Raw genomic sequence first — 19,281 nt, 5'->3', positions numbered from 1 at the left:
GGAACAGGCAGTCTGCCTTGTTGGTGTTGTTATTTGGTATTAGAACGTTATATGATTTCCCTTCCCTGGGGCGGGTGCCGCCGGGATGTGCAAAGGCAGACTGGGTTGTTCCGCACAGGTCCCGCTCTTTTTGCTGTCACCACCAACCTACAAGCATACATACTTATCAATCGTCGCGTTGCTGTGCGCGACTAACCAAAGCGAAAAGATACCGGTAAGGCCTTATTCCAATGGTCGCCAGGTTTGCAGCCGCCCATAAAAACCAGTTAAGTATTCGCCCCTATTTTGCATACTAAATAAGCATGTCATTTTTGGTGGCGATATCATGTCAGTACATGAAATTTTAAGTATCTGATTACCAGATGTTCATAAGTGTTCACAGTGTTCACGTGCGCCGAACGTGAACGCTTTGCGCGGTATCAGCGTGCAAAAGAACACCGCGCTTGGCAAAAAAAAGCCACCGCGTTAGCGATGGCTCCAGAAATATATGTTGAACTTTTGCAAAAGTAGAGCTTACAGGATGGCCAACTCTGATGGTTGGGGTTTAACCGGCATATTGGTTACCGTTTTGCTGCCGGTTACTGCAACCAGGTTAGTTTGGTTAACTGTTGCAGACTGGTCTTGCTTTAACACATAGTCGTTAACGTTACCGCTGATATTAGCTTTGGCGCGGTCGTTTACAGTGATGCTTGCTTTGTAAGCTTCAAGGTTAAGGTCGGCCGACGCGTTGTTGTTCAGCGTTACTTCCAGGTCAAGTTTCTCCAGGTTTCCGAATGATTTAACCTGAGAGTTATCATTAACCACAATTGATTGCAGATCGTTAGCGGTTACCCAAACTACTAATTTTTTATCGGTGTATGATGATATGCGCAACACGCCGTTCTGGCTTTGTACCAATGCGTTCTCGGCGTAATATTTATTGTAAACTTTCACCTGGTCGGCAGCGCCATCTGACACAAACAACTCCACATTTCCGTGAACTTCTATTTTGTTGATCTTGCTAACGTTGGTTAAAATGGTGCTGGCTTCGTCGCTGCTGTTTTTAACAGATGCGCTTGCTGATGCTACAGTACCTAATGCTAATGTGAAGATGGTTGCTATGGTTAAAATTTGAGTTTTCATTTTTATTATTATTTGATTGTGAGTGCTTTATTATTTTTTATAATTTTTAAATACACCCATATGACGCCACCTGTTACAAAACGTTACAGCAATTTTGGGCCTAATAGATGTACGCCCTAATTATGTCGGTAAACGCCGGATTTATGACGGTGAAATGGCTGGAATTTTTTTTGAGAAAGGGTGGTAGGGCAGCAGGTTACACCTTACAAATAATAATTTCCGCCGTCGGTTTTGATCTTGCCCGCATCCAGCAGCAGGCGGATGGTTTCTATCTTCTCTTTTTCTGTGCCAAGTTTCAGGGAGGTTATCAATTCGTCGATAGTATGCGGGGCGGTACTTAGCAGCTGCGCTATCTCATTAGTAATATCGTCGAATATCTCGGCGGCGTTCTTTTCGCTGCGTTCTTCCAGGCAAACATCACATACACCGCATTTGGGTGCGTTCGGCTCGTCGAAATAACTCAGCAGCATTTGGCTGCGGCAGCGTTTATGTTCAGCATAAGCAAATACGGCTTCCATTTTTTTGCGGTAGGTAGCTTTGCGCTGATCAATAAAGGCTTTGTTAATATGCAGGTTGTTGGCGTGCTGCCGTGCTTTTATCCAGGTTATTTGAGGCTTATCTGTTTGGGGCAGGTAACTAAGCAGGTTAAAATCCTGCAATTGCTTAAGGCCGTCAATAACCTGCTGTGTGTTCATGCCGGTACGTTTAGCAATATCAAACTCCTTTATCCGTACATAATTTTCGAATGAGCCGCCGTACGAGCGTAACAGGGTTTTGATGAATGGGTCCCACCCGGGGTTTTGTATCTGGAAATTATACAGTTCTTCATTCAATACCTCAAACCTGAACCGAGAAGGTAAAAATACACTTTCATTAAAGGCCAGGTATTCGTCCTGTTCTAAAAATTTAAGGGCATTTAACGTTTTAACCGCATCCAGTTGAAAGCGGCTGCAAAAATCGCCCAGGTCAAGCTCAAAACTTGCACCCTCGCCGGCATCATAAGCCAGCTGGCAATAATTGGCTAAAAAATGATATATCTGCTTTATTTCGGCTACCGATGGAAAGTTACGGAGGAACATGCTTTCCTGCCGTATCCGGTCGGCAGGGTTGTACAGTAAAACTGCATATGCCCTTTTCTCGTCGCGGCCTCCCCTGCCCGCTTCCTGATAATAGGCTTCAAGGCTATCCGGCATATCTTTATGTATCACAAACCTTACGTCAGGTTTATCAATACCCATCCCGAAGGCATTAGTAGCCACAATTATACGTGTGCGGTTGCTTTTCCAGGCGTCCTGTTTTTCCGAACGCTCGTCGGCGGGTAAGCCTCCATGGTAATAATCTGCCTGAAAATGATTCTGCCGGTAAAATTTCGCTATCTCGAAGGCCTCTTTACGGCTGCGTACATATACAATGCCGCTACCCCCGATGCCTTTGGCAACATCAAGCAGTTTACGTAGCTTATCTTCTGTAGTTTGCACCACGTACCTTAAATTCTTACGTTCAAAACTTTGCTGATAAACAATACTGTTTTTAAACAACAGCTTTTCCTGTATGTCCAGCCTTACTTCGGCGGTAGCCGTTGCGGTTAAAGCCAGTACGGGTACATTTGGGTGCAGTGCGCGCAGATCGGCAATATGCAGGTACGATGGGCGGAAATCATACCCCCATTGCGAAATACAGTGCGCCTCGTCAACCGCGAAAAGGGCCACCTTCATGTATTTGATCCGTTCGCGCACCAATTCTGACAGCAGTCGCTCGGGCGATAGGTATAGAAATTTCACCGCGCCATAAACGCAATTATCAAGCGCTATATCCACTTCGCGCCTGCCCATGCCCGATACAATAGCCATTGCCTGGATCCCCTTTGTTTTCAGGTTCTCTACCTGGTCTTTCATGAGCGCAATAAGGGGCGACACCACTATACATATACCGTCCGTAGCCAGCGCAGGCACCTGGAAACACACCGATTTACCCCCACCGGTAGGCAGCAAGGCCAGGGTATCCCTACCCTGCAATACAGAATCGATGATCTCCTCCTGCAACGGCCGGAAGCTGTCGTGTCCCCAATATTGTTTTAATAGCTCGCGTGGCGTCATTCAGTTTTACCAAAAAAGCCCGTCGTGTGGCGGGCTTTAAATTTAAAATATTTTTGGGCGGCCATTATTTACTCACCCGGCGGTTGCTTCGCTCTACCCCTCTGTGCTACGCAAAGAGGGTTTCACTTTTCACTCCTCCTCTTTGCGCTTGCGGAGAGAGGGTCGACCAGCGTAGCATGGTCGGGGTGAGTAAACCCGAAGCAACTCTATTTTCTATCCTTGATACTAATATAATCCCTGTTAGTTTCGCCCACATATATCTGGCGCGGACGGCCAATAGGTTCTTTGTTGGTTTTCATCTCTTTCCATTGAGCTATCCACCCGGGCAGGCGGCCCAAAGCAAATAATACGGTGAACATATCTGTAGGGAAACCAAGCGCGGTGTATATAATGCCCGAATAAAAATCCACATTAGGGTAAAGCTTGCGTTGTACAAAGTACGGATCGTTCAGGGCTACCTCTTCTAACTTTTTGGCTATGGCAAGTGTTTCGTCCTGAACGCCTAATTTCTCAAGGATATCGTCGCAGGCTTTTTTAATGATCTTGGCGCGCGGGTCAAAGTTCTTGTAAACACGGTGGCCAAAACCCATCAGGCGGAACGGATCGTTCTTATCTTTTGCTTTGGCTATCCATTTATCGGTATCGCCCCCGTCTTCCTTAATTTTTTGCAGCATTTCTACTACGGCCTGGTTTGCGCCGCCATGCAGCGGGCCCCAAAGGGCAGATATCCCTGCCGATATAGACGCGTAAAGGTTGGCATCTGACGAGCCTACTATCCGCACGGTTGATGTTGAACAGTTTTGCTCGTGATCGGCGTGGAGTATCAGCAGCTTGTTCATGGCACTTACCACAACCGGGTCTATCTCTACATCCTCGGTGCGCTGCCCAAAGGTCATGTGCATAAAGTTGGTTACGTAATCAAATTTATTGCGCGGGTAAATAACCGGGTGCCCTAACGATTTTTTGTATATCCAGGATACTACCGTGCTCATTTTACCTATCAGCTTAATGATCTCGAGGTTCACCTCTTCTGCCGTAAGGCCCTGTTTTAATGATGCCGGGTTAAACGCAGCCAATGCCCCTATTAACGATGACAACTGCCCCATAGGGTGCGATCCCGAAGGGAAACCATCAAAAAACTTCTTCATATCCTCGTGTACAAGGGTATGGTGGCTTATGTCGAACTCAAACGCCTGTAATTGTTCGGCGGTTGGCAGGTTGCCGTATATCAGCAAATAGGCAACTTCAATAAAGGTTGATTTTTCGGCCAGTTGCTCTATGCTGTAGCCACGATATTTTAATATCCCTACTTCGCCATCTAAAAAGGTAATGGCGCTTTTGGTTGCACCGGTATTTTTATACCCAATATCTAACGTAACGTACCCGCTCTGATCGCGAAGCTTAGAAATATCAATGGCCTTTTCGCCCTCGGTACCTTCTATAACCGGCAAATCATAAGTTTTATCACCAATCTTTAATTGTGCAGTTTCAGACATAGAAAAAATATGTTTTGCAACAAATGTAAATAAATCTGCGTATTAATAGCCTTTAAGATATATTTACTCTTTGTAAAATTCTTATTAAGTAGTTATGTTTAAATCCCCAATATTGTTTGGCGTAATTAAAAATTCCCCTGCTACATATGTCTTTTAAAGATAAGGCGCTCCTGTTAATTGAAAACGACATTACTATCTACAGGCTTATTTTATTAGGCTTATTAATAGCCAGCCCATCGTTACATTACCTGTGTTTTCATAACTCTTACGACCCGCTTTGGCTGCGCATGGTAAACTGCGCTTTTTGCCTGGTGGCCCTGGGTTTATCATACGGCAATAATAAGGCATTTTTTAAAGGCATGGTGTACTTTACCATATGCTCATACCTGTTTGTAAACAATTTTTTGCTGCTGGGGGTAAACGGGTTTGCACATGTTTACGTGTTTAGTTCAATAACTATATTTGTGGCATTAACGCTGTTCTGCAAAAAACGCCTTGAATTTGTAGGTATCACAATTTTAAACATTATAGCGGTGGTAGCCGCCTATTATACCGCGCCAAAACTGGATATATCGCCCGGTGTGCTATTCATTTTATTAGGCGTTTTTACCACTATAGCCTATGTGTGGTTTTTGGTAATGCTTGCTTATAAAATGCAGTTTAAAAAGGCCGTTAATAACGTTATTCAGCTAAACAACTCACTAATAACCAATGCAGAAAAGCTTCGCCACAGCCAGCAGCAATTGCATGCGCTTATCAGTTCCATAAACGATACCATTTTCGAATTCGACGAAAACCACACTTGCATAAACGTATGGTTTGGCCCCGATAACCCCGACGACTTAAAAGCCGGGCAGTTTCTGAACAAAACCCTGGTTGAAGCTATCGGCCCCGACCGGGCTAAACCGTTTTTAGTTGTTTACGATTATGTATTAAAACACAATAAAAGCACTTCAATAGAATTTGAAGCGATATACGGCAAACCCGGCTGGTTTTTAGCCAAGGCATCGCCGGTGGTTGATGTAACAGGCAAATACACCGGGCGCATATCAATTTCTGTTACGGATATCTCCGAACAAAAACGACACGCTGACGCGCTGATAGAAAATAAGAACCTTTTACTGCAGGCCCAGGATATCGCCAAAACGGGTAATTGGTGGTACGATAGCGAAACCAAAGAGAACTTTTGGTCGGAGAGTTTATGTAAGATATTAGAGATAGATGCCGCACCCGAAGGCTTAACCCGGTTTGAGTATTACATGAGCCTGGTGCATCCGGATGACCACGAGCAAGCTTTAAATTATTTTACAAACATCAACTCGGTACCCGAGAATAGCCTGGAGCATAAATTCATCACACCAAAGGGCAATTTAAAATACCTGAAGGTGCTGCGGGGCGATCTGTTGCAGGATAAAGACGGCCTCCTAAAACGTGTATTTGGCATAATACAGGATATCACCGAAAGCAAACTCGCTGAAAAGGCCGTAAAAATAAGTCAGGCCGAGTTACTTGAGGCGCAAACCATCGCGAAAATAGGCAATTGGAAATGGGACAGCACAACCAAGATGCTTGCCTGGAGCGACGAGGTAAACTCCATTTATGAAGTAAGCAGCAGCAATGGCGCAATATCGCGCTTTGGCCGGCTGCTGTTAGATTATATCCATCCTGATGATAAGTATATTGTAAAACACCTGTTTCAAAATGCGGATAACAGCGGCACTTCGTACGAGTACCGCATTATAACGCCAAAGGGCAACATTAAGCACATTAGTGTTATCACCGGCAAATTAATGTACCGCGAAGATGGGACCGTACGCAAAATTATTGGCACCCTGCAGGATATCACCCAGCGCAAACAAGCAGAAATTGATTACCGCCGTACCGAGAATAAATACCGGCTGGTACTTGAAACCATAAAGCTGGCGGCAATATCTTTAGATGCCGACGGACGTGTTATATTTTGCAATAAGTACCTGGCAACCCTGCTTGGATACAGCCAGATGGAAATACTGGGCATGAACTGGATGGAACATTTTGTCGCCGATGAACATCGCGATATACTTAACGGATGGTTCAAAAACAACTCCATACGGGCGCATTATGTAAATCCTATTATTTGCCGCAATGGCGAACTGCGCATTATAAGCTGGCAAAATACGGTTAGTTATGATGAAAACGGCAAAATTAAGGAGACCACCAGCATTGGCGAAGATATAACCATACAGCAAAAGGTAAGGCAGGAACTGATATCAGCTAAAGAACAGGCTGAACGTTCTTCGCATTTTAAATCGGAGTTCCTGTCTATCATGAGCCACGAGATACGTACGCCTATGAACGCGGTTATTGGCACAACCAACCTGCTTTTAGACGAAAACCCCAAACCCGAGCAGCTTGAATATCTCAACACATTAAAATTTAGCAGCGAAAACCTGCTGGCCATTATCAATGATATTTTAGATTATAATAAAATAGAGGCCGGCAAACTGCAGCTAAGTAACGTGCCGTTTAACATACACCAGCTAACGCAAAATATCAGGCAATCGTTTTACGCTAAAGCAGTTGAAAGAAACCTGGATATTGAACTAACGGTTGACGAAACCATTCCTGAATTTTTAATGGGCGATCAGATACGGCTGGGACAGATACTGATAAACCTGGTAAGCAACGCGGTTAAGTTTACGAACGAGGGCAAGGTGACCATAAAAGTTGAAAAAGAAGAGCAGCTTACCGGTGACGGGGTGATGGTAAAATTCGCGGTGGCCGATACGGGTATTGGCATACCTGCCGAAAACATCCCCGTTATGTTCGATCCGTTTATACAAGGGCCCCAAACTACTACGTATAGCTACGGCGGCACGGGTCTTGGCCTGGCCATAACCAAGCGGCTTGTAGAACTTTACCAAAGCACTATACAGGTGTTTAGCGAGGTTGGTAAAGGCACAACGTTTACCTTTAGCATTCATTTTACGCCAGCGCCTACAGTTGCAGAACTTGCCCCCGCGGCGACTGCGCACCCGGGCACTTTGCTGCCGCCAGACCTTAGCGGTATGGCCATCTTGGTTGTTGATGATAACAAAATGAACCTGATGGTAGCGTCTAAATTCCTCAGAAAATGGAACGCCGATGTGGATGAGGCTATGAACGGCCGGATAGCGGTTGACATGGCAAACGCCAGGGCTTATGATATGATCATTATGGACCTGCAAATGCCGGTGATGGATGGGTTTGAGGCTACCGGCATTATCAAACAAAGCTACCCCGATTTACCAATAATAGCCTTTACCGCCGATGCCATGCCCGAAACACATAGCAAAGCCTTTGAAGCCGGCATGTGCGATTACCTGACCAAACCATTTGTGCCCGATGTATTGTTCGGTAAGGTATTTAAGTACTACAAGGCAGCGGTAGCTGACGATGAACTGAACGCCTGATCAAACATAGGTTTCTGATGAGTCGACCGAACCATTTACAGTATGTATAAATCTTCGGCAAGCTCAAAATGGCTCACCTTCTGTCATGGTGCCCGGCTGTTTAACCATTAGCCAGCGCGCAGGTCTTCGACAAACGCAGGTTAAAAACGATTTCCTTTTAATTGGTACGTATAGCCTCCACCGGGTCGAGCCTTGATGCGAAGTAAGCCGGGATAATACCGGATAACATACCTATGGTAACCGATATGCCAATGCCATAAGTGATATTGCTGATATCGAGCACTACCTGTATATCGGCCGCGGCCTTCACGCCCAGTGTGCCAAGATAAACCAAAAACAGGCCAATAAAACCACCCATCAGGCATAACGCGATAGCTTCTATCAAAAACTGCAGGAGTATAAAATAATTTTTTGCGCCCAGTGATTTCTGTATGCCGATGATGTTGGTACGCTCTTTTACCGATACGAACATAATATTGGCAATACCAAAACCACCTACCAGTACCGAGAAAAAGCCGATAATAAAGCCCCCTTTGTTTATGATACCAAAAAGCTGATCGAGCTGGTTGGTTAAAATTGTTGATTTATTAAGCGAAAAATCATCCTCGTCTCCCGGGCGTATACTGTGAATGGAACGCATTAAGCCTCTCACCTCGCTTTCTACTTCAACATCACTCAGGTTATCGTGCCCGCGCACAACTATCTGGGGGTTGTACCGTTCGCTTTCAATATCAATCACGTTTTTGGCAAAATTAAGCGGCAGCAATATTTCGTTATCGCTGGTTATACCCAGCATATCTTTACCTTCTTTGCTAAATACGCCAATAATGGTAACCTTGCGGCCCATGATCTTAATTTGCTTGCCCACACCGGTACCGTCAGGAAAAAGTGCATCGGCTATATCGGCGCCAATTATGGTAACCGGGGCTCCCGTACGCGATTCGATCTCGGTAAAGTACCGCCCGTCCTGGAAGTTGAAGTTCCATGTTTTATCATGATCGTGGGATACGGCATCAATTTGCGCCCCGTCAACCGTGTTGCTTTTATATTTAACTGTACGGTTATCGATGCTAATTTCGTATGACAGGGCCTTGGCGGTTTGGCTGCGGCGGCTTAGTTGTTCAAAATCGCGCAGCTTGGGTACAGGCCTTTGCATGTATTTCCACCACGGAAAATTATCCTCGCCAACCCATGGCCACTTCTGCACATAAATGCTGTTACTACCAAGTTTATCAACGCTTTTTTGCAGGTTGTTACGCAGGGTATCCACTGCGGATGACACCGCTATAATGGTGAATATACCGATGGTTACACCCAATAACGACAGCATGGTGCGCAGCTTGTTTTGCCTGAGCGCATCAAAGGCGAACAGGAAGCTTTCACGGATAAGTTTTAGTAATATCATACGCTATTTTGATGTAACCCGGTGTACCGGCCAATTGATTTTTAGCTTGCCCGAAAACAGTATTGGTTAGACGGTGTTAAAGCAGTTAAGTTACAGTTATTTTTGATTTTAATGGTAACCGGGCGGTCATACTAAAAAAAATCGTTAAAAATAACAAAAAATCCGTACATTTGCGCCCTGAAAATTCATATATATAAGCATGAAATTATCTCAATTTAAATTCAATCTACCCGAATCATTAATTGCACATTCTCCAGCAGACACCCGTGACGAATCACGTTTAATGGTTCTACACCGCGATTCGGGCAAAATTGAGCATAAAATATTTAAAGATGTTTTAGATTACTTTGACGATAAGGATGTGATGATCCTGAACAATACAAAAGTATTCCCGGCGCGTATGTATGGTAACAAAGAAAAAACCGGCGCTACCATTGAAGTATTTTTATTGCGCGAACTGAACAAGGAACTACGCCTTTGGGATGTACTGGTTGACCCGGCCCGTAAAATACGTGTGGGCAATAAACTTTATTTTGGCGACGACGACTTGCTAATTGCCGAGGTTGTTGATAACACCACATCGCGCGGCCGTACCATACGCTTTTTGTTTGATGGTACCGACGAGGAGTTTCGCCGTAACGTAGAGATACTGGGCGAGACCCCACTTCCAAAATATATAAAACGGAAGGCTACCGCGGAAGATAAAGAACGCTACCAAACCATATTTGCCAAGCACGAGGGCGCGGTTGCCGCCCCTACCGCGGGCCTGCACTTTAGCCGCGAACTAATGAAACGCCTTGAACTAAAAGGCGTTGAGTTTGCCGAAGTTACCCTGCATGTAGGCTTAGGCACCTTTCGCCCGGTTGAGGTTGAAGATTTGACCAAGCACAAAATGGACTCTGAGCAGTTTATTATAGAAGAGAAGCAGGCTAATATTGTAAACCGTGCTATTGAACGCAAAAGCCGTATTTGCGCGGTAGGTACCACATCAATGCGCGCTGTTGAATCCGCCGTATCGGCTGGTAAAACGCTGAAAGCCGCAAACGATTGGACCAGCAAGTTCATTTTCCCGCCATACGATTTTAGCATTGCCAACTCTATGATTACTAACTTCCACACGCCCGAGTCAACCTTGCTGATGATGATAAGCGCTTTTGGCGGTTACGAAAATGTGATGAACGCTTATGAGATAGCGGTAAAAGAAAAATATCGTTTCTATAGTTATGGCGACGCGATGCTGATCATTTAAGCATCGGATCTCGAAGTTTCAATTTCTGATTTATCATACAAAATGTCATTCTAACCGGAATGACATTTTTTTTGCTTATCAAATTGTAAATTAGCCGCAGATGCAATTCTCAAATCCGAAATCCGAAATCCGAAATCCGAAATTCTACGCTATCATTGTAGCCGGGGGATCTGGCAGTCGGATGCGGTCGGCATTGCCTAAACAATTTATAGAGCTTTGCGGGCTACCTGTGTTAATGCATACCATCAGGGCCTTTTACGATAGCGGTTCATCGCCTCAAATTATACTGGCATTGCACGCAGACTACCACAGCACCTGGGCCAGCCTTTGCGATAATCATAACTTCACCATTCCGCATACCATCATTTCGGGCGGCCAAACCCGTTTCGATTCCGTTAAGAACGCGGTTGATACCATTAGCGATCATGATGCTTTAATTGCCGTACATGATGCCGTACGCCCCCTTGTAAGTAGCGATATCATAAATGAGGCTTACCAATGCGCCGCCGAAAATGGCACCGCGGTAACGGCCGTTAAAAGCCGCGACTCCATACGGCAGATAAACGCGGGGGTATCTGCCGCTTTAGATCGCGAGCGTATATACCTGGTGCAAACCCCTCAAACGTTTCAGTCAAATTTACTTAAGAAGGCTTATCAACAGCCTTATCAAGATGCGTTTACAGATGATGCTTCGGTAGTAGAGCAAAGCGGTGTTGCCATTAAACTGATACCGGGCAGCTACAGCAATATCAAGATCACCTTCCCCGAGGATATCGTTATTGCCGAAGCACTCATAAACAAAAAAAGCCATCAGTTTTAGCTGATGGCTGTAATATGTCACAAAAAATTATCAGGCTCTTCTGATAACGCCTAACAGTAAAGCGATAACCGCTATTACCAATAAAATGTGAATTAAACCGCCGGCATGGTTAACAAAGAACCCGAAGATCCATCCTATTACCAAAATTACCGCGATGATGTACAATAAGCCTCTCATAATGTTGTGTGTTTAGTTAATGTTTAAATAGATGTTTAATATTAAACCACCGTTGGTAAAAAAAGTTTTCGCATAAAAAAATCCCGGTTGCCCGGGATGTTTTTTTACAAATATCTGCAACGTTCTTACGCTCTTCTTATCAACCCTAAAAGCAACGCTATGACAGCTATTACCAGCAGGATGTGAATAATACCTGTAGAACCTGCGTAGAAAAATCCGAATGCCCATCCTATCACCAGGATAACTGCAATAATGTACAATAAGCCTCTCATTATTAATGTTTTTATGTTTAAGTAAATGTTACAGGTATTATGCTAAAATCATTCCAAAAAGGGGTTGGTATGCCGGCACAGCTATAAACGTACATCCCTTTGTATCAAAACCGAACGTTTTTTAGCTATAAATATTCGTAATTTATTGGATATTAAATATTTACATGTTTGGCATTTACTTAGCGTAAAATATACGGTAATTGCCGGTTTGTGTTTAATAATAACTACAATATACGCTATGATTAAGAATTACTTTAAAATCGCCTTTCGCAATATCCGGAAAAATAAAGCCTTTGCGGGTATCAATATATTTGGGTTAACCATAGGGCTAACGTGCTGCCTGCTTATTGGCTTGTACATACAGCACGAGTTAAACTATGATAACTTTCAGCTTAACGGCAAGCGCATTGCCCGCGTTATAATGGAGTACAAGTTTGACGGCGGCAGCGAATCAAAAAAAGGGAACTTTACCAGTTCCAGCGTAGCGCCGGTATTTAAGCAAACCTTCCCGGAGATAAGCGAGGCGGTTAGGATGGCGAGCTACCCGATACTGGTACAGTACAACAATAAGCTGATAAACGAGAAGAACTTTATGTTTGCCGACGGCGGCTTTTTTAATATGTTCTCGTTTGATCTGCTAAAGGGCGATAAAGCTACCGCCCTTGACGGCCCTAAAAAGGTGGTGCTCACCCAATCTACAGCTAAAAGATATTTCGGCGATGCCGACCCGGTTGGTAAAACATTGCAGGTAGGGTCTGACAGCAGCTTGTACCAGGTTACCGGCCTGATGAAGGACTGCCCGTCAAACTCGCAAATTAAATTTGACCTGCTGGCTTCATTTTCCTCGTTAAACCCGGATAAAGAAAAAACGTACTGGAATGCCAATTACACCACTTTTTTGCTACTCAAAAACGAACATTCATTTGCGCCGTTACAACAAAAAATTGCGCCCTTTATGCAAAAGGAGATGGCCGGCCAGGGCGCAACTGTTAATTTTACATTAGAGCCGTTTAACCGCATACACCTGTACTCGCAGTTTGATGGCTTTGAGCCAAACAGCAGTATTACTTATATACATATACTGGAGGTGGTGGTATTAATGATATTGGCTATTGCCTGCTTTACCTATGTTAATTTAAGCACAGCGCGCTCAATGGAACGTGCCCGAGAGGTTGGCGTGCGCAAGGTTATAGGCGCAGGTAAAAAGCAGCTTTTTTGGCAATTTATGGGCGAATCTGTTTTGTTTTGCATCATAGCAACCATCCTGAGCATTGTTGCCGCAGCCCTGCTTATGCCGGTATTTAACCAGTTAACAGATAAGCATCTGCAGGTAAACACATTGGCGTCGCCGTCATTTATACTGGCTTGTACAGGTTTAATTGTGGTAGTCAGCCTGCTGGCGGGCAGCTACCCGGCGCTTATACTGTCAAACTTTCAGCCGGTTAAGGTTTTAAAAGGCTCATTTAAAAACTCCGGCTCGGGGCAGTGGGTTCGTAAATCGTTAATTGTGTTCCAGTTCTCAATTTCGGTAGTGCTTGTAGTAGCAACGGTAATTATCCAAAAGCAGTTAAACTATATTCAAAACAAAAAGCTTGGCTATAGCCGCGACCATGTAATGGTGTTGCCAATGGAGAAGCGTATGTTTAACGACCTGCCTTACATTAAAGAACAGCTAAAGGCAAATAAAAACGTATTAAGCGTATCGCTTTGTAATAATACCCCGGTAAATATAGGCAGCGGGTATAACATGCGGTCGGCCACTATGCCCGAAAATCAACAAATAGCCGTAACAGCCAACAATGTTGATGAAGAGTTTATCAAAACCACCGGCCTGCAGCTTATTGCTGGCAGGGATTTTACCCGGCAAGACGTAAAGGATGTAATGAATGACGACCTTGAGAAAAACGTGTTTCACTTTATTTTGAATGAAGCAGCTGCCCGCGAATTAGGCTGGACACCCGAGCAGGCCATTGGCAAACGTATGTTCCTGGATGCGTCGCGGCCGGGCTTTGTAACCGGGGTGATCAAAAACTTCCATTTCGAATCGCTGCATACCGCTATAAAACCATTAGTGCTGTTTCCGCAAAATCGCGGCGGCACACTGCTGGTAAAGCTTAGCGGCCATAACATTGCCGAAACTGTTACCGCGCTGCAAAGTAAATGGAAAACCATAGTACCATACCGCCCGTTTGAATACCATTTTCTGGATGATGATTTTAACCGGCTTTACCGGTCTGAGAACCGCTTGGGCAAGGTGCTTAACATTTTTGCAGGCATGGCGATCGCGTTAGCGTGCCTGGGCTTGCTGGGTTTATCAGCCTATGCCGCAAAACAGCGTACCAAGGAGATAGGCGTACGCAAAATTTTAGGCGCAGGCGTAGGCAATATAGCAGTTGCCTTATCTTTTAACTTTGTTAAACTGGTTTTTGTAGCCATTGTTATTGCTATGCCCGTTGCCTGGTGGCTAATGAAGGTGTGGCTGCAGGATTTTGCTTACCATACGGGGGTTAGCTGGGTGGTGTTTGCGCTTGCAGGTCTGGCCGCAATCAGCGTGGCAGCGGTTACCATAGGTATACAGGCAATTAAAACCGCCCTTGTTAACCCTATTAAAAGTTTACGTACCGAGTAGCGCAAACAAATAAGGCCCTGCATGCAGGGCCTTCAATTATTTTCGGGAAGAATCAAGGGTGTTAATACTCGTCTTCATTAAAAAAGAAATCGTCTTTGGTTGGATAATCCGGCCATATCTCCTCGATATTTTCATAAGGCTCACCATCATCTTCAAGCGCCTGCAGGTTCTCGATAACCTCAACCGGTGCTCCGGAACGTATGGCGTAATCAATTAATTCATCTTTAGTTGCCGGCCAGGGGGCATCTTCAAGGTGCGATGCTAATTCAAGTGTCCAATACATGTTTTTATATTAAATTGGTAAATTTTACTTTTTCGCAAAAGTATAATATTTTTAAATTGATTATCAATATTTTTTTGTAAAATTTTCAAACCCTTGGTATCCATTGATTTTCAGGTATTTTGTGTTGATAAGCCACCATTCGTGCCAGGGTAAAAAGATAATCACTTAAGCGGTTAAGATAAATATTCACCTTTTCATCAACCGTGCTTTCGCCGGCGAGGTGTACACATAACCGCTCGGCCCGGCGACACACACAGCGCGCTATGTGGCAGTACGATACGGTGTTGCTCCCGCCCGGTAATATAAAGTGCCGTAGCTCGGGCAAGGTTTCGTTCATCCTGTCCATCTCTTTTTCCAGCAACTCAACATCCTCTGGGTGCAGGTCGGGTATAACCATTTTTGATTTCCCCGGGTCGGCCGCCAGCGACGAGCCAATGGTAAACAGCCTGTCCTGTATCTGCTTAAGCAGGTCTTTATCATGCGTGCTGATATCCTGATCGCGGATAAGGCCGATATAAGAGTTCAGTTCGTCAACCGTGCCGTAACTTTCAATTCTTAAATGATGCTTCGGCACACGGGTACCGCCAATTAACGATGTATAACCCTTATCGCCGGTTTTAGTATATATTTTCATGGTGTGGCGGCAATTTAACAAAAGTATCAGCGTTTCAGCATATTGTATTAAACTTGTGTAGCGTTGTTTTGTTCAAATATATAATTTACAGCTATGAAACCTATAATATCATCGGGCAGGGCCGCCCTTATATGTTTATTTACTTTGGCGCTACTCAGTTTTAAATGCAGCAACGGTAACGGTAACACCAGGCAGCCAGTTGCCAAGGCCCCGGCGCCCAGGGCAGATTTTTCGGCGTTTTTGACCGAGCAGCAGTTTAACGCATTATTTCCTGAGCGTGATAAGTTTTATACTTACCGGGCCTTTATACAGGCCGTTAACGAGCTGGCTCAAATAAAGGTGCAGGTAACGCGCAGGGCCGTATCTGTTTACCAGTTCATCCGTACCGATAAAACTACCGGAAAGGCAACCACCGTTAGGCAGGATGCCGACTGGAACGAGGAATGGGCTAAAGCCAAGCCCGACAGCACCTATACGGTTGACTATGGTAACTTTTGCACCGAAAAAGACGCTGTTGGCAACAAACGCGAACTGGCGGCTTTTTTTGCGCAAATAGCACACGAAACCCGCCACGGCCGCAACGAAAGCTATACCGATGGCCTGATGCTGCTGCACGAGGATAACACCAATAATGTTTATATCAGCGATAGTGATGAGTACCCACCGGTTAAAGGGCAAAAGTATTATGGCCGCGGCCCGATGCAGATAAGCTACAATGGCAACTATGGTTACGCTTCTGATTGTATCTTCGGCGATAAAAAGGTACTGCTGAATAACCCGGGACTGGTAGAAACCGACCCTGTTGTGGCCTTTAAAACAGCTATATACTTTTGGATGACGCCCGAAACCCACAAACCGTCGGCCCATGATGTTATGACGGGCAAGTGGCAGCCAAATGCCATTGATAAAGCCAAAGGCCGCACCCCCGGCTTTGGCATGACCATAAATATCATAAACGGCGACCTGGAATGCAACAAAGGCGACGATAACTACAGTATGAAAGACCGTATTGGTTTTTACCAGTTCTTCCTGAAAAAATTGGGTGTAGCAGACCCTAACTGCGCCTGCAGCTGCGGCAAAATGGAGCCATATAAGTATTAAAAGCAGTAAATCGTGAGCACTTAAACCTGTTGGAAATTGTATATCTTTATCATACAAACCATCACAATGAAAAAAGTCCTGCTCACCATTTTAATAGCGTGCCAGCTGACAGTTGTTGTCGCGCAAACCGAAGCGGAAAAATTCAGTAAGGAAAATTTGAGTAACACGCGCCTGTCGCCAACGGAACTGAAAAGCAAACTTATCCGTTACGATTATTCAAAGCTGTTTACGGTAACGAATAATGCTTTTGTATATGGTTTTATTGGCGATAATTTTCAGCGCATCAGGTTAAAGATCATCTCTATAACAAAAGCCCCCCGGTCGCCTTATATTTACCAGGTTTACGGCAAATCGATGGTTAAGAATAACATTGATGATTTTAAGGGCATTATTACGATAACAAACATCCGCAAATACAAGCAAACATCTTACGGAGTGGATGACGAGTTAAAAGGCAAAGGCATTAAAGGTCAATATCTGTTGATCGGAACCTATAATTTGGGAGAAGCGGCTACACAGGAACACGCCGGCGTATTTAAAGGGACATTCCGTTCTGGCTTTTATCTTGATAAAAACAACGGCGTGCATTACGATGATATTGATAAGAATGCGGATGGTTATGCAAATAATCAGTTTGTTGGCCAATGGATAAGCCATAATAAAAAACTGATTAAAATATGTAACTGGGGTGATTACCGTATACCCTACGCCGAGGCGCTTGATATAGGCGCGGGCGAATTTTCTCCTGCTGATAAATACCTTTCGGCAGGCTGGCAAACTGTCCATGATGCTTATAACAACACCGCTTTGTCTGCCAAAGCAAAACAGGTAGAAAACGCTAAATGGTGGGAATAAAAATTAAAAAAGAGCACCGGATTTAAAGCGGTCATCTTTTACTTGTTGCTGTTACTAATGCCTGGTGGTATCCCCCTCCATGCGCAGGCTTTCTTTATGTATGGCGTTCATTAATTCAGTAACAAATTCGGCAGATAAGCCTTCTTTAGCGCCGGCTGCAATTGCTTTATCAACAACCTGTTTAAACCGCGCCGGCTGCAGCGGCGGCACATTGTTCTTTTTTTTATAAACGCCGATTTCCTGAACCACGCGCTGCCTGCTGCCCAGCACCTCAATCAGCAACTTGTCAAGCGAGTCTATCTTCTTGCGGCTTTGACTAAGCTCCTGGTTTATAACCTCGGTGCTTTTAGCCTGTGCCCATGCAGATGAATAACTAATTAAACATAACCAGGTTAAAAGCAGTGTATATTTAAAATATCCGGCAGCCATTGTTTAATCTTCAGAGGTTCCAACTTTAACCCAGTTGTAGGTAGCGCCTGATTTAACAATTCCAAAGTAATCAAAGGTACCGGTTGCGCGGTCGCCTGCTTCGTCAAGCGCATCGCTGCCGCTAATGCCCTGGTGCGAATTAGCCTGCTCTACAAACGATGACTTCAGCTTTTCAAAATCGCTGATATCACCATTATTGGCTTCAATTGTATAAGCAATAGCCCATACAGCGTCATAAGCGGCTAACGCGAAAGCATCAGCTTCTAAGCCTGTTTTTTCTTTAATTTTATCTATAATCGGTTGATACTTGGCGGCAAACGAGGCAGGTAATCCCAATGATGGAGACGAAAAGCCGGTGGCTATTGCAAAATCGGCAGCTGCGGCGTTGCCGGTAAAAGCAGCGCTCAATACAGACCCGTCGCCACCATACCATTTAACCGCTGATAATGTTGGTTCATTTGCGGCCAGTTCAAATATATCCACGCCTTCATCAAATGATGCCAGGTACACGGCCACCTTATCGGCGCCATAAGTTGCAGAAAGATCTGCTACCTTCGCTTTGATATCAGCAACAACCGCGCTGTAATCTGTGGTAGTGACAGCGTAAGGTGTTACAGCGCTAACCACGCCGCCTTTGGCTGTAAAAGCGTTCCCTACCGAGGTTTGCAGGCCTTTGTTGCCTGCATCGTCAAGCGCAACGGTTACCAGGCCCCTTTTACCGCTTTTATAAATGGTGTTAGCGCTGGCCGCACCTTCAATTTTGTCTGAAGGGCAAAAACGGAATATCGCGTCGCCGGCAATTGCCAGGCTGCCTGCGGTACTGCTCTGGCTTATTACAATAATTTTAGATTGATCGGCAAGGGGCTTCAATGCGGCCAGTTCCGAACTGCTTTGCGGCCCTATAATAAAGCTGATTCCGTCGGCCTTTGCCTGTTTAAAATGTGCTACGGCAAGGTCGGCAGTATGCCTGGTATCGTTTACGTTTACCCCTATGCTGTATGGCACGCCCTTAGCGGCCAGGTACTTATTTACATCTTCGGCCGCAAGCTGTATGGCCGCGCTGGAGGTTTTACCCAACGTGCTTCCGCTACCGGTTAGTGTAAACAAGCCCCTGATGTTTATGGCCCTTACCACCTCTACTTTTTTTGTTTTTTTACATGACTGAAATGCGATCGCGGCAGCCAAAAGGGTAATAACGGGGAGTAATATTCTTTTCATTTAGTTATAAGAGATTTATTGCCCAAAATACGTTTATTTTACAGATTTTTTACGCCGCGCGGTT

General features: G+C 44.8%; 16 protein-coding genes. 6 read left to right on the top strand and 10 right to left on the bottom strand.

Annotated elements, in window-relative coordinates; translation table 11 throughout:
• Window positions 1-513: 513 nt before the first annotated feature.
• The 3 genes from HDC91_RS18460 to HDC91_RS18450 all read right to left on the bottom strand — a co-directional run bounded on the left by HDC91_RS18460 (window position 514) and on the right by HDC91_RS18450 (window position 4,714).
• Window positions 514-1,122: a GIN domain-containing protein gene (locus HDC91_RS18460; RefSeq protein WP_162432911.1), complete on the bottom strand. Its 609-nt coding sequence runs from the start codon at window positions 1,120-1,122 to the stop codon at window positions 514-516.
• Window positions 1,123-1,325: 203 nt separating this feature from the next.
• Entirely contained in the window at window positions 1,326-3,218 is a 1,893-nt protein-coding gene (locus HDC91_RS18455) for an ATP-dependent DNA helicase RecQ (RefSeq protein WP_183554699.1), read from the bottom strand.
• A 206-nt stretch (window positions 3,219-3,424) separates the two neighbouring features.
• The gene (locus HDC91_RS18450) at window positions 3,425-4,714 is read right to left on the bottom strand and encodes a citrate synthase (RefSeq protein ID WP_183554696.1); all 1,290 of its coding nucleotides are present in this window, start codon (window positions 4,712-4,714) and stop codon (window positions 3,425-3,427) included.
• Between the two features lie 146 nt (window positions 4,715-4,860).
• On the opposite strand from HDC91_RS18450, the gene HDC91_RS18445 reads away from it, so the two are divergent.
• Window positions 4,861-8,145 (top strand): PAS domain S-box protein, encoded by a 3,285-nt coding sequence (locus tag HDC91_RS18445; RefSeq protein WP_183554689.1) that lies wholly within the window; start codon window positions 4,861-4,863, stop codon window positions 8,143-8,145.
• 157 nt (window positions 8,146-8,302) lie between these two features.
• Here HDC91_RS18445 and HDC91_RS18440 read toward each other — a convergent pair whose 3' ends face one another.
• Window positions 8,303-9,550, bottom strand: coding sequence for an ABC transporter permease (locus HDC91_RS18440; RefSeq protein ID WP_183554687.1), 1,248 nt, complete (start codon window positions 9,548-9,550; stop codon window positions 8,303-8,305).
• Between the two features lie 199 nt (window positions 9,551-9,749).
• On the opposite strand from HDC91_RS18440, the gene queA reads away from it, so the two are divergent.
• Complete coding sequence (queA, locus tag HDC91_RS18435) at window positions 9,750-10,799, top strand: tRNA preQ1(34) S-adenosylmethionine ribosyltransferase-isomerase QueA (protein WP_162432916.1); 1,050 nt, start codon at window positions 9,750-9,752, stop codon at window positions 10,797-10,799.
• 100 nt (window positions 10,800-10,899) lie between these two features.
• Entirely contained in the window at window positions 10,900-11,619 is a 720-nt protein-coding gene (locus tag HDC91_RS18430; RefSeq protein WP_183554685.1) for a 2-C-methyl-D-erythritol 4-phosphate cytidylyltransferase, read from the top strand.
• A 30-nt stretch (window positions 11,620-11,649) separates the two neighbouring features.
• Here the strand turns inward: HDC91_RS18430 and HDC91_RS18425 are convergent, their stop codons facing one another.
• Window positions 11,650-11,796 carry a lmo0937 family membrane protein gene (locus HDC91_RS18425; RefSeq protein ID WP_162432918.1) on the bottom strand — a complete coding sequence of 49 codons (147 nt, stop codon included), beginning with the start codon at window positions 11,794-11,796 and terminating at the stop codon, window positions 11,650-11,652.
• A 125-nt stretch (window positions 11,797-11,921) separates the two neighbouring features.
• Window positions 11,922-12,068: a lmo0937 family membrane protein gene (locus tag HDC91_RS18420; protein WP_183554683.1), complete on the bottom strand. Its 147-nt coding sequence runs from the start codon at window positions 12,066-12,068 to the stop codon at window positions 11,922-11,924.
• A gap of 238 nt (window positions 12,069-12,306) precedes the next feature.
• On the opposite strand from HDC91_RS18420, the gene HDC91_RS18415 reads away from it, so the two are divergent.
• Complete coding sequence (locus HDC91_RS18415; protein ID WP_183554681.1) at window positions 12,307-14,697, top strand: ABC transporter permease; 2,391 nt, start codon at window positions 12,307-12,309, stop codon at window positions 14,695-14,697.
• Between the two features lie 61 nt (window positions 14,698-14,758).
• Here HDC91_RS18415 and HDC91_RS18410 read toward each other — a convergent pair whose 3' ends face one another.
• Together HDC91_RS18410 and HDC91_RS18405 are read right to left on the bottom strand one after the other, a co-directional pair.
• Window positions 14,759-14,980 carry a DUF2795 domain-containing protein gene (locus HDC91_RS18410; protein ID WP_002996718.1) on the bottom strand — a complete coding sequence of 74 codons (222 nt, stop codon included), beginning with the start codon at window positions 14,978-14,980 and terminating at the stop codon, window positions 14,759-14,761.
• A gap of 85 nt (window positions 14,981-15,065) precedes the next feature.
• Window positions 15,066-15,614: a cob(I)yrinic acid a,c-diamide adenosyltransferase gene (locus tag HDC91_RS18405; protein WP_183554679.1), complete on the bottom strand. Its 549-nt coding sequence runs from the start codon at window positions 15,612-15,614 to the stop codon at window positions 15,066-15,068.
• A 93-nt stretch (window positions 15,615-15,707) separates the two neighbouring features.
• Here HDC91_RS18405 and HDC91_RS18400 point away from each other — a divergent pair, with 93 nt between their 5' ends.
• Together HDC91_RS18400 and HDC91_RS18395 are read left to right on the top strand one after the other, a co-directional pair.
• Window positions 15,708-16,715, top strand: coding sequence for a chitinase (locus HDC91_RS18400; RefSeq protein WP_183554678.1), 1,008 nt, complete (start codon window positions 15,708-15,710; stop codon window positions 16,713-16,715).
• A 66-nt stretch (window positions 16,716-16,781) separates the two neighbouring features.
• Entirely contained in the window at window positions 16,782-17,570 is a 789-nt protein-coding gene (locus tag HDC91_RS18395) for a hypothetical protein (protein ID WP_183554676.1), read from the top strand.
• 54 nt (window positions 17,571-17,624) lie between these two features.
• Here the strand turns inward: HDC91_RS18395 and HDC91_RS18390 are convergent, their stop codons facing one another.
• Entirely contained in the window at window positions 17,625-17,999 is a 375-nt protein-coding gene (locus HDC91_RS18390; RefSeq protein ID WP_183554674.1) for a chorismate mutase, read from the bottom strand.
• Between the two features lie 3 nt (window positions 18,000-18,002).
• On the bottom strand, window positions 18,003-19,217 hold the full coding sequence (locus HDC91_RS18385; RefSeq protein WP_183554672.1) for a penicillin-binding protein activator: 1,215 nt from the start codon (window positions 19,215-19,217) through the stop codon (window positions 18,003-18,005).
• Window positions 19,218-19,281: the final 64 nt, after the last annotated feature.

The organism is Mucilaginibacter sp. AK015 (genome assembly GCF_014200785.1).
Lineage (GTDB): Bacteria > Bacteroidota > Bacteroidia > Sphingobacteriales > Sphingobacteriaceae > Mucilaginibacter.
The sequence above is the reverse complement of the archived record's forward strand: the minus strand, read 5'-3'. Positions and strand labels throughout refer to the sequence as shown.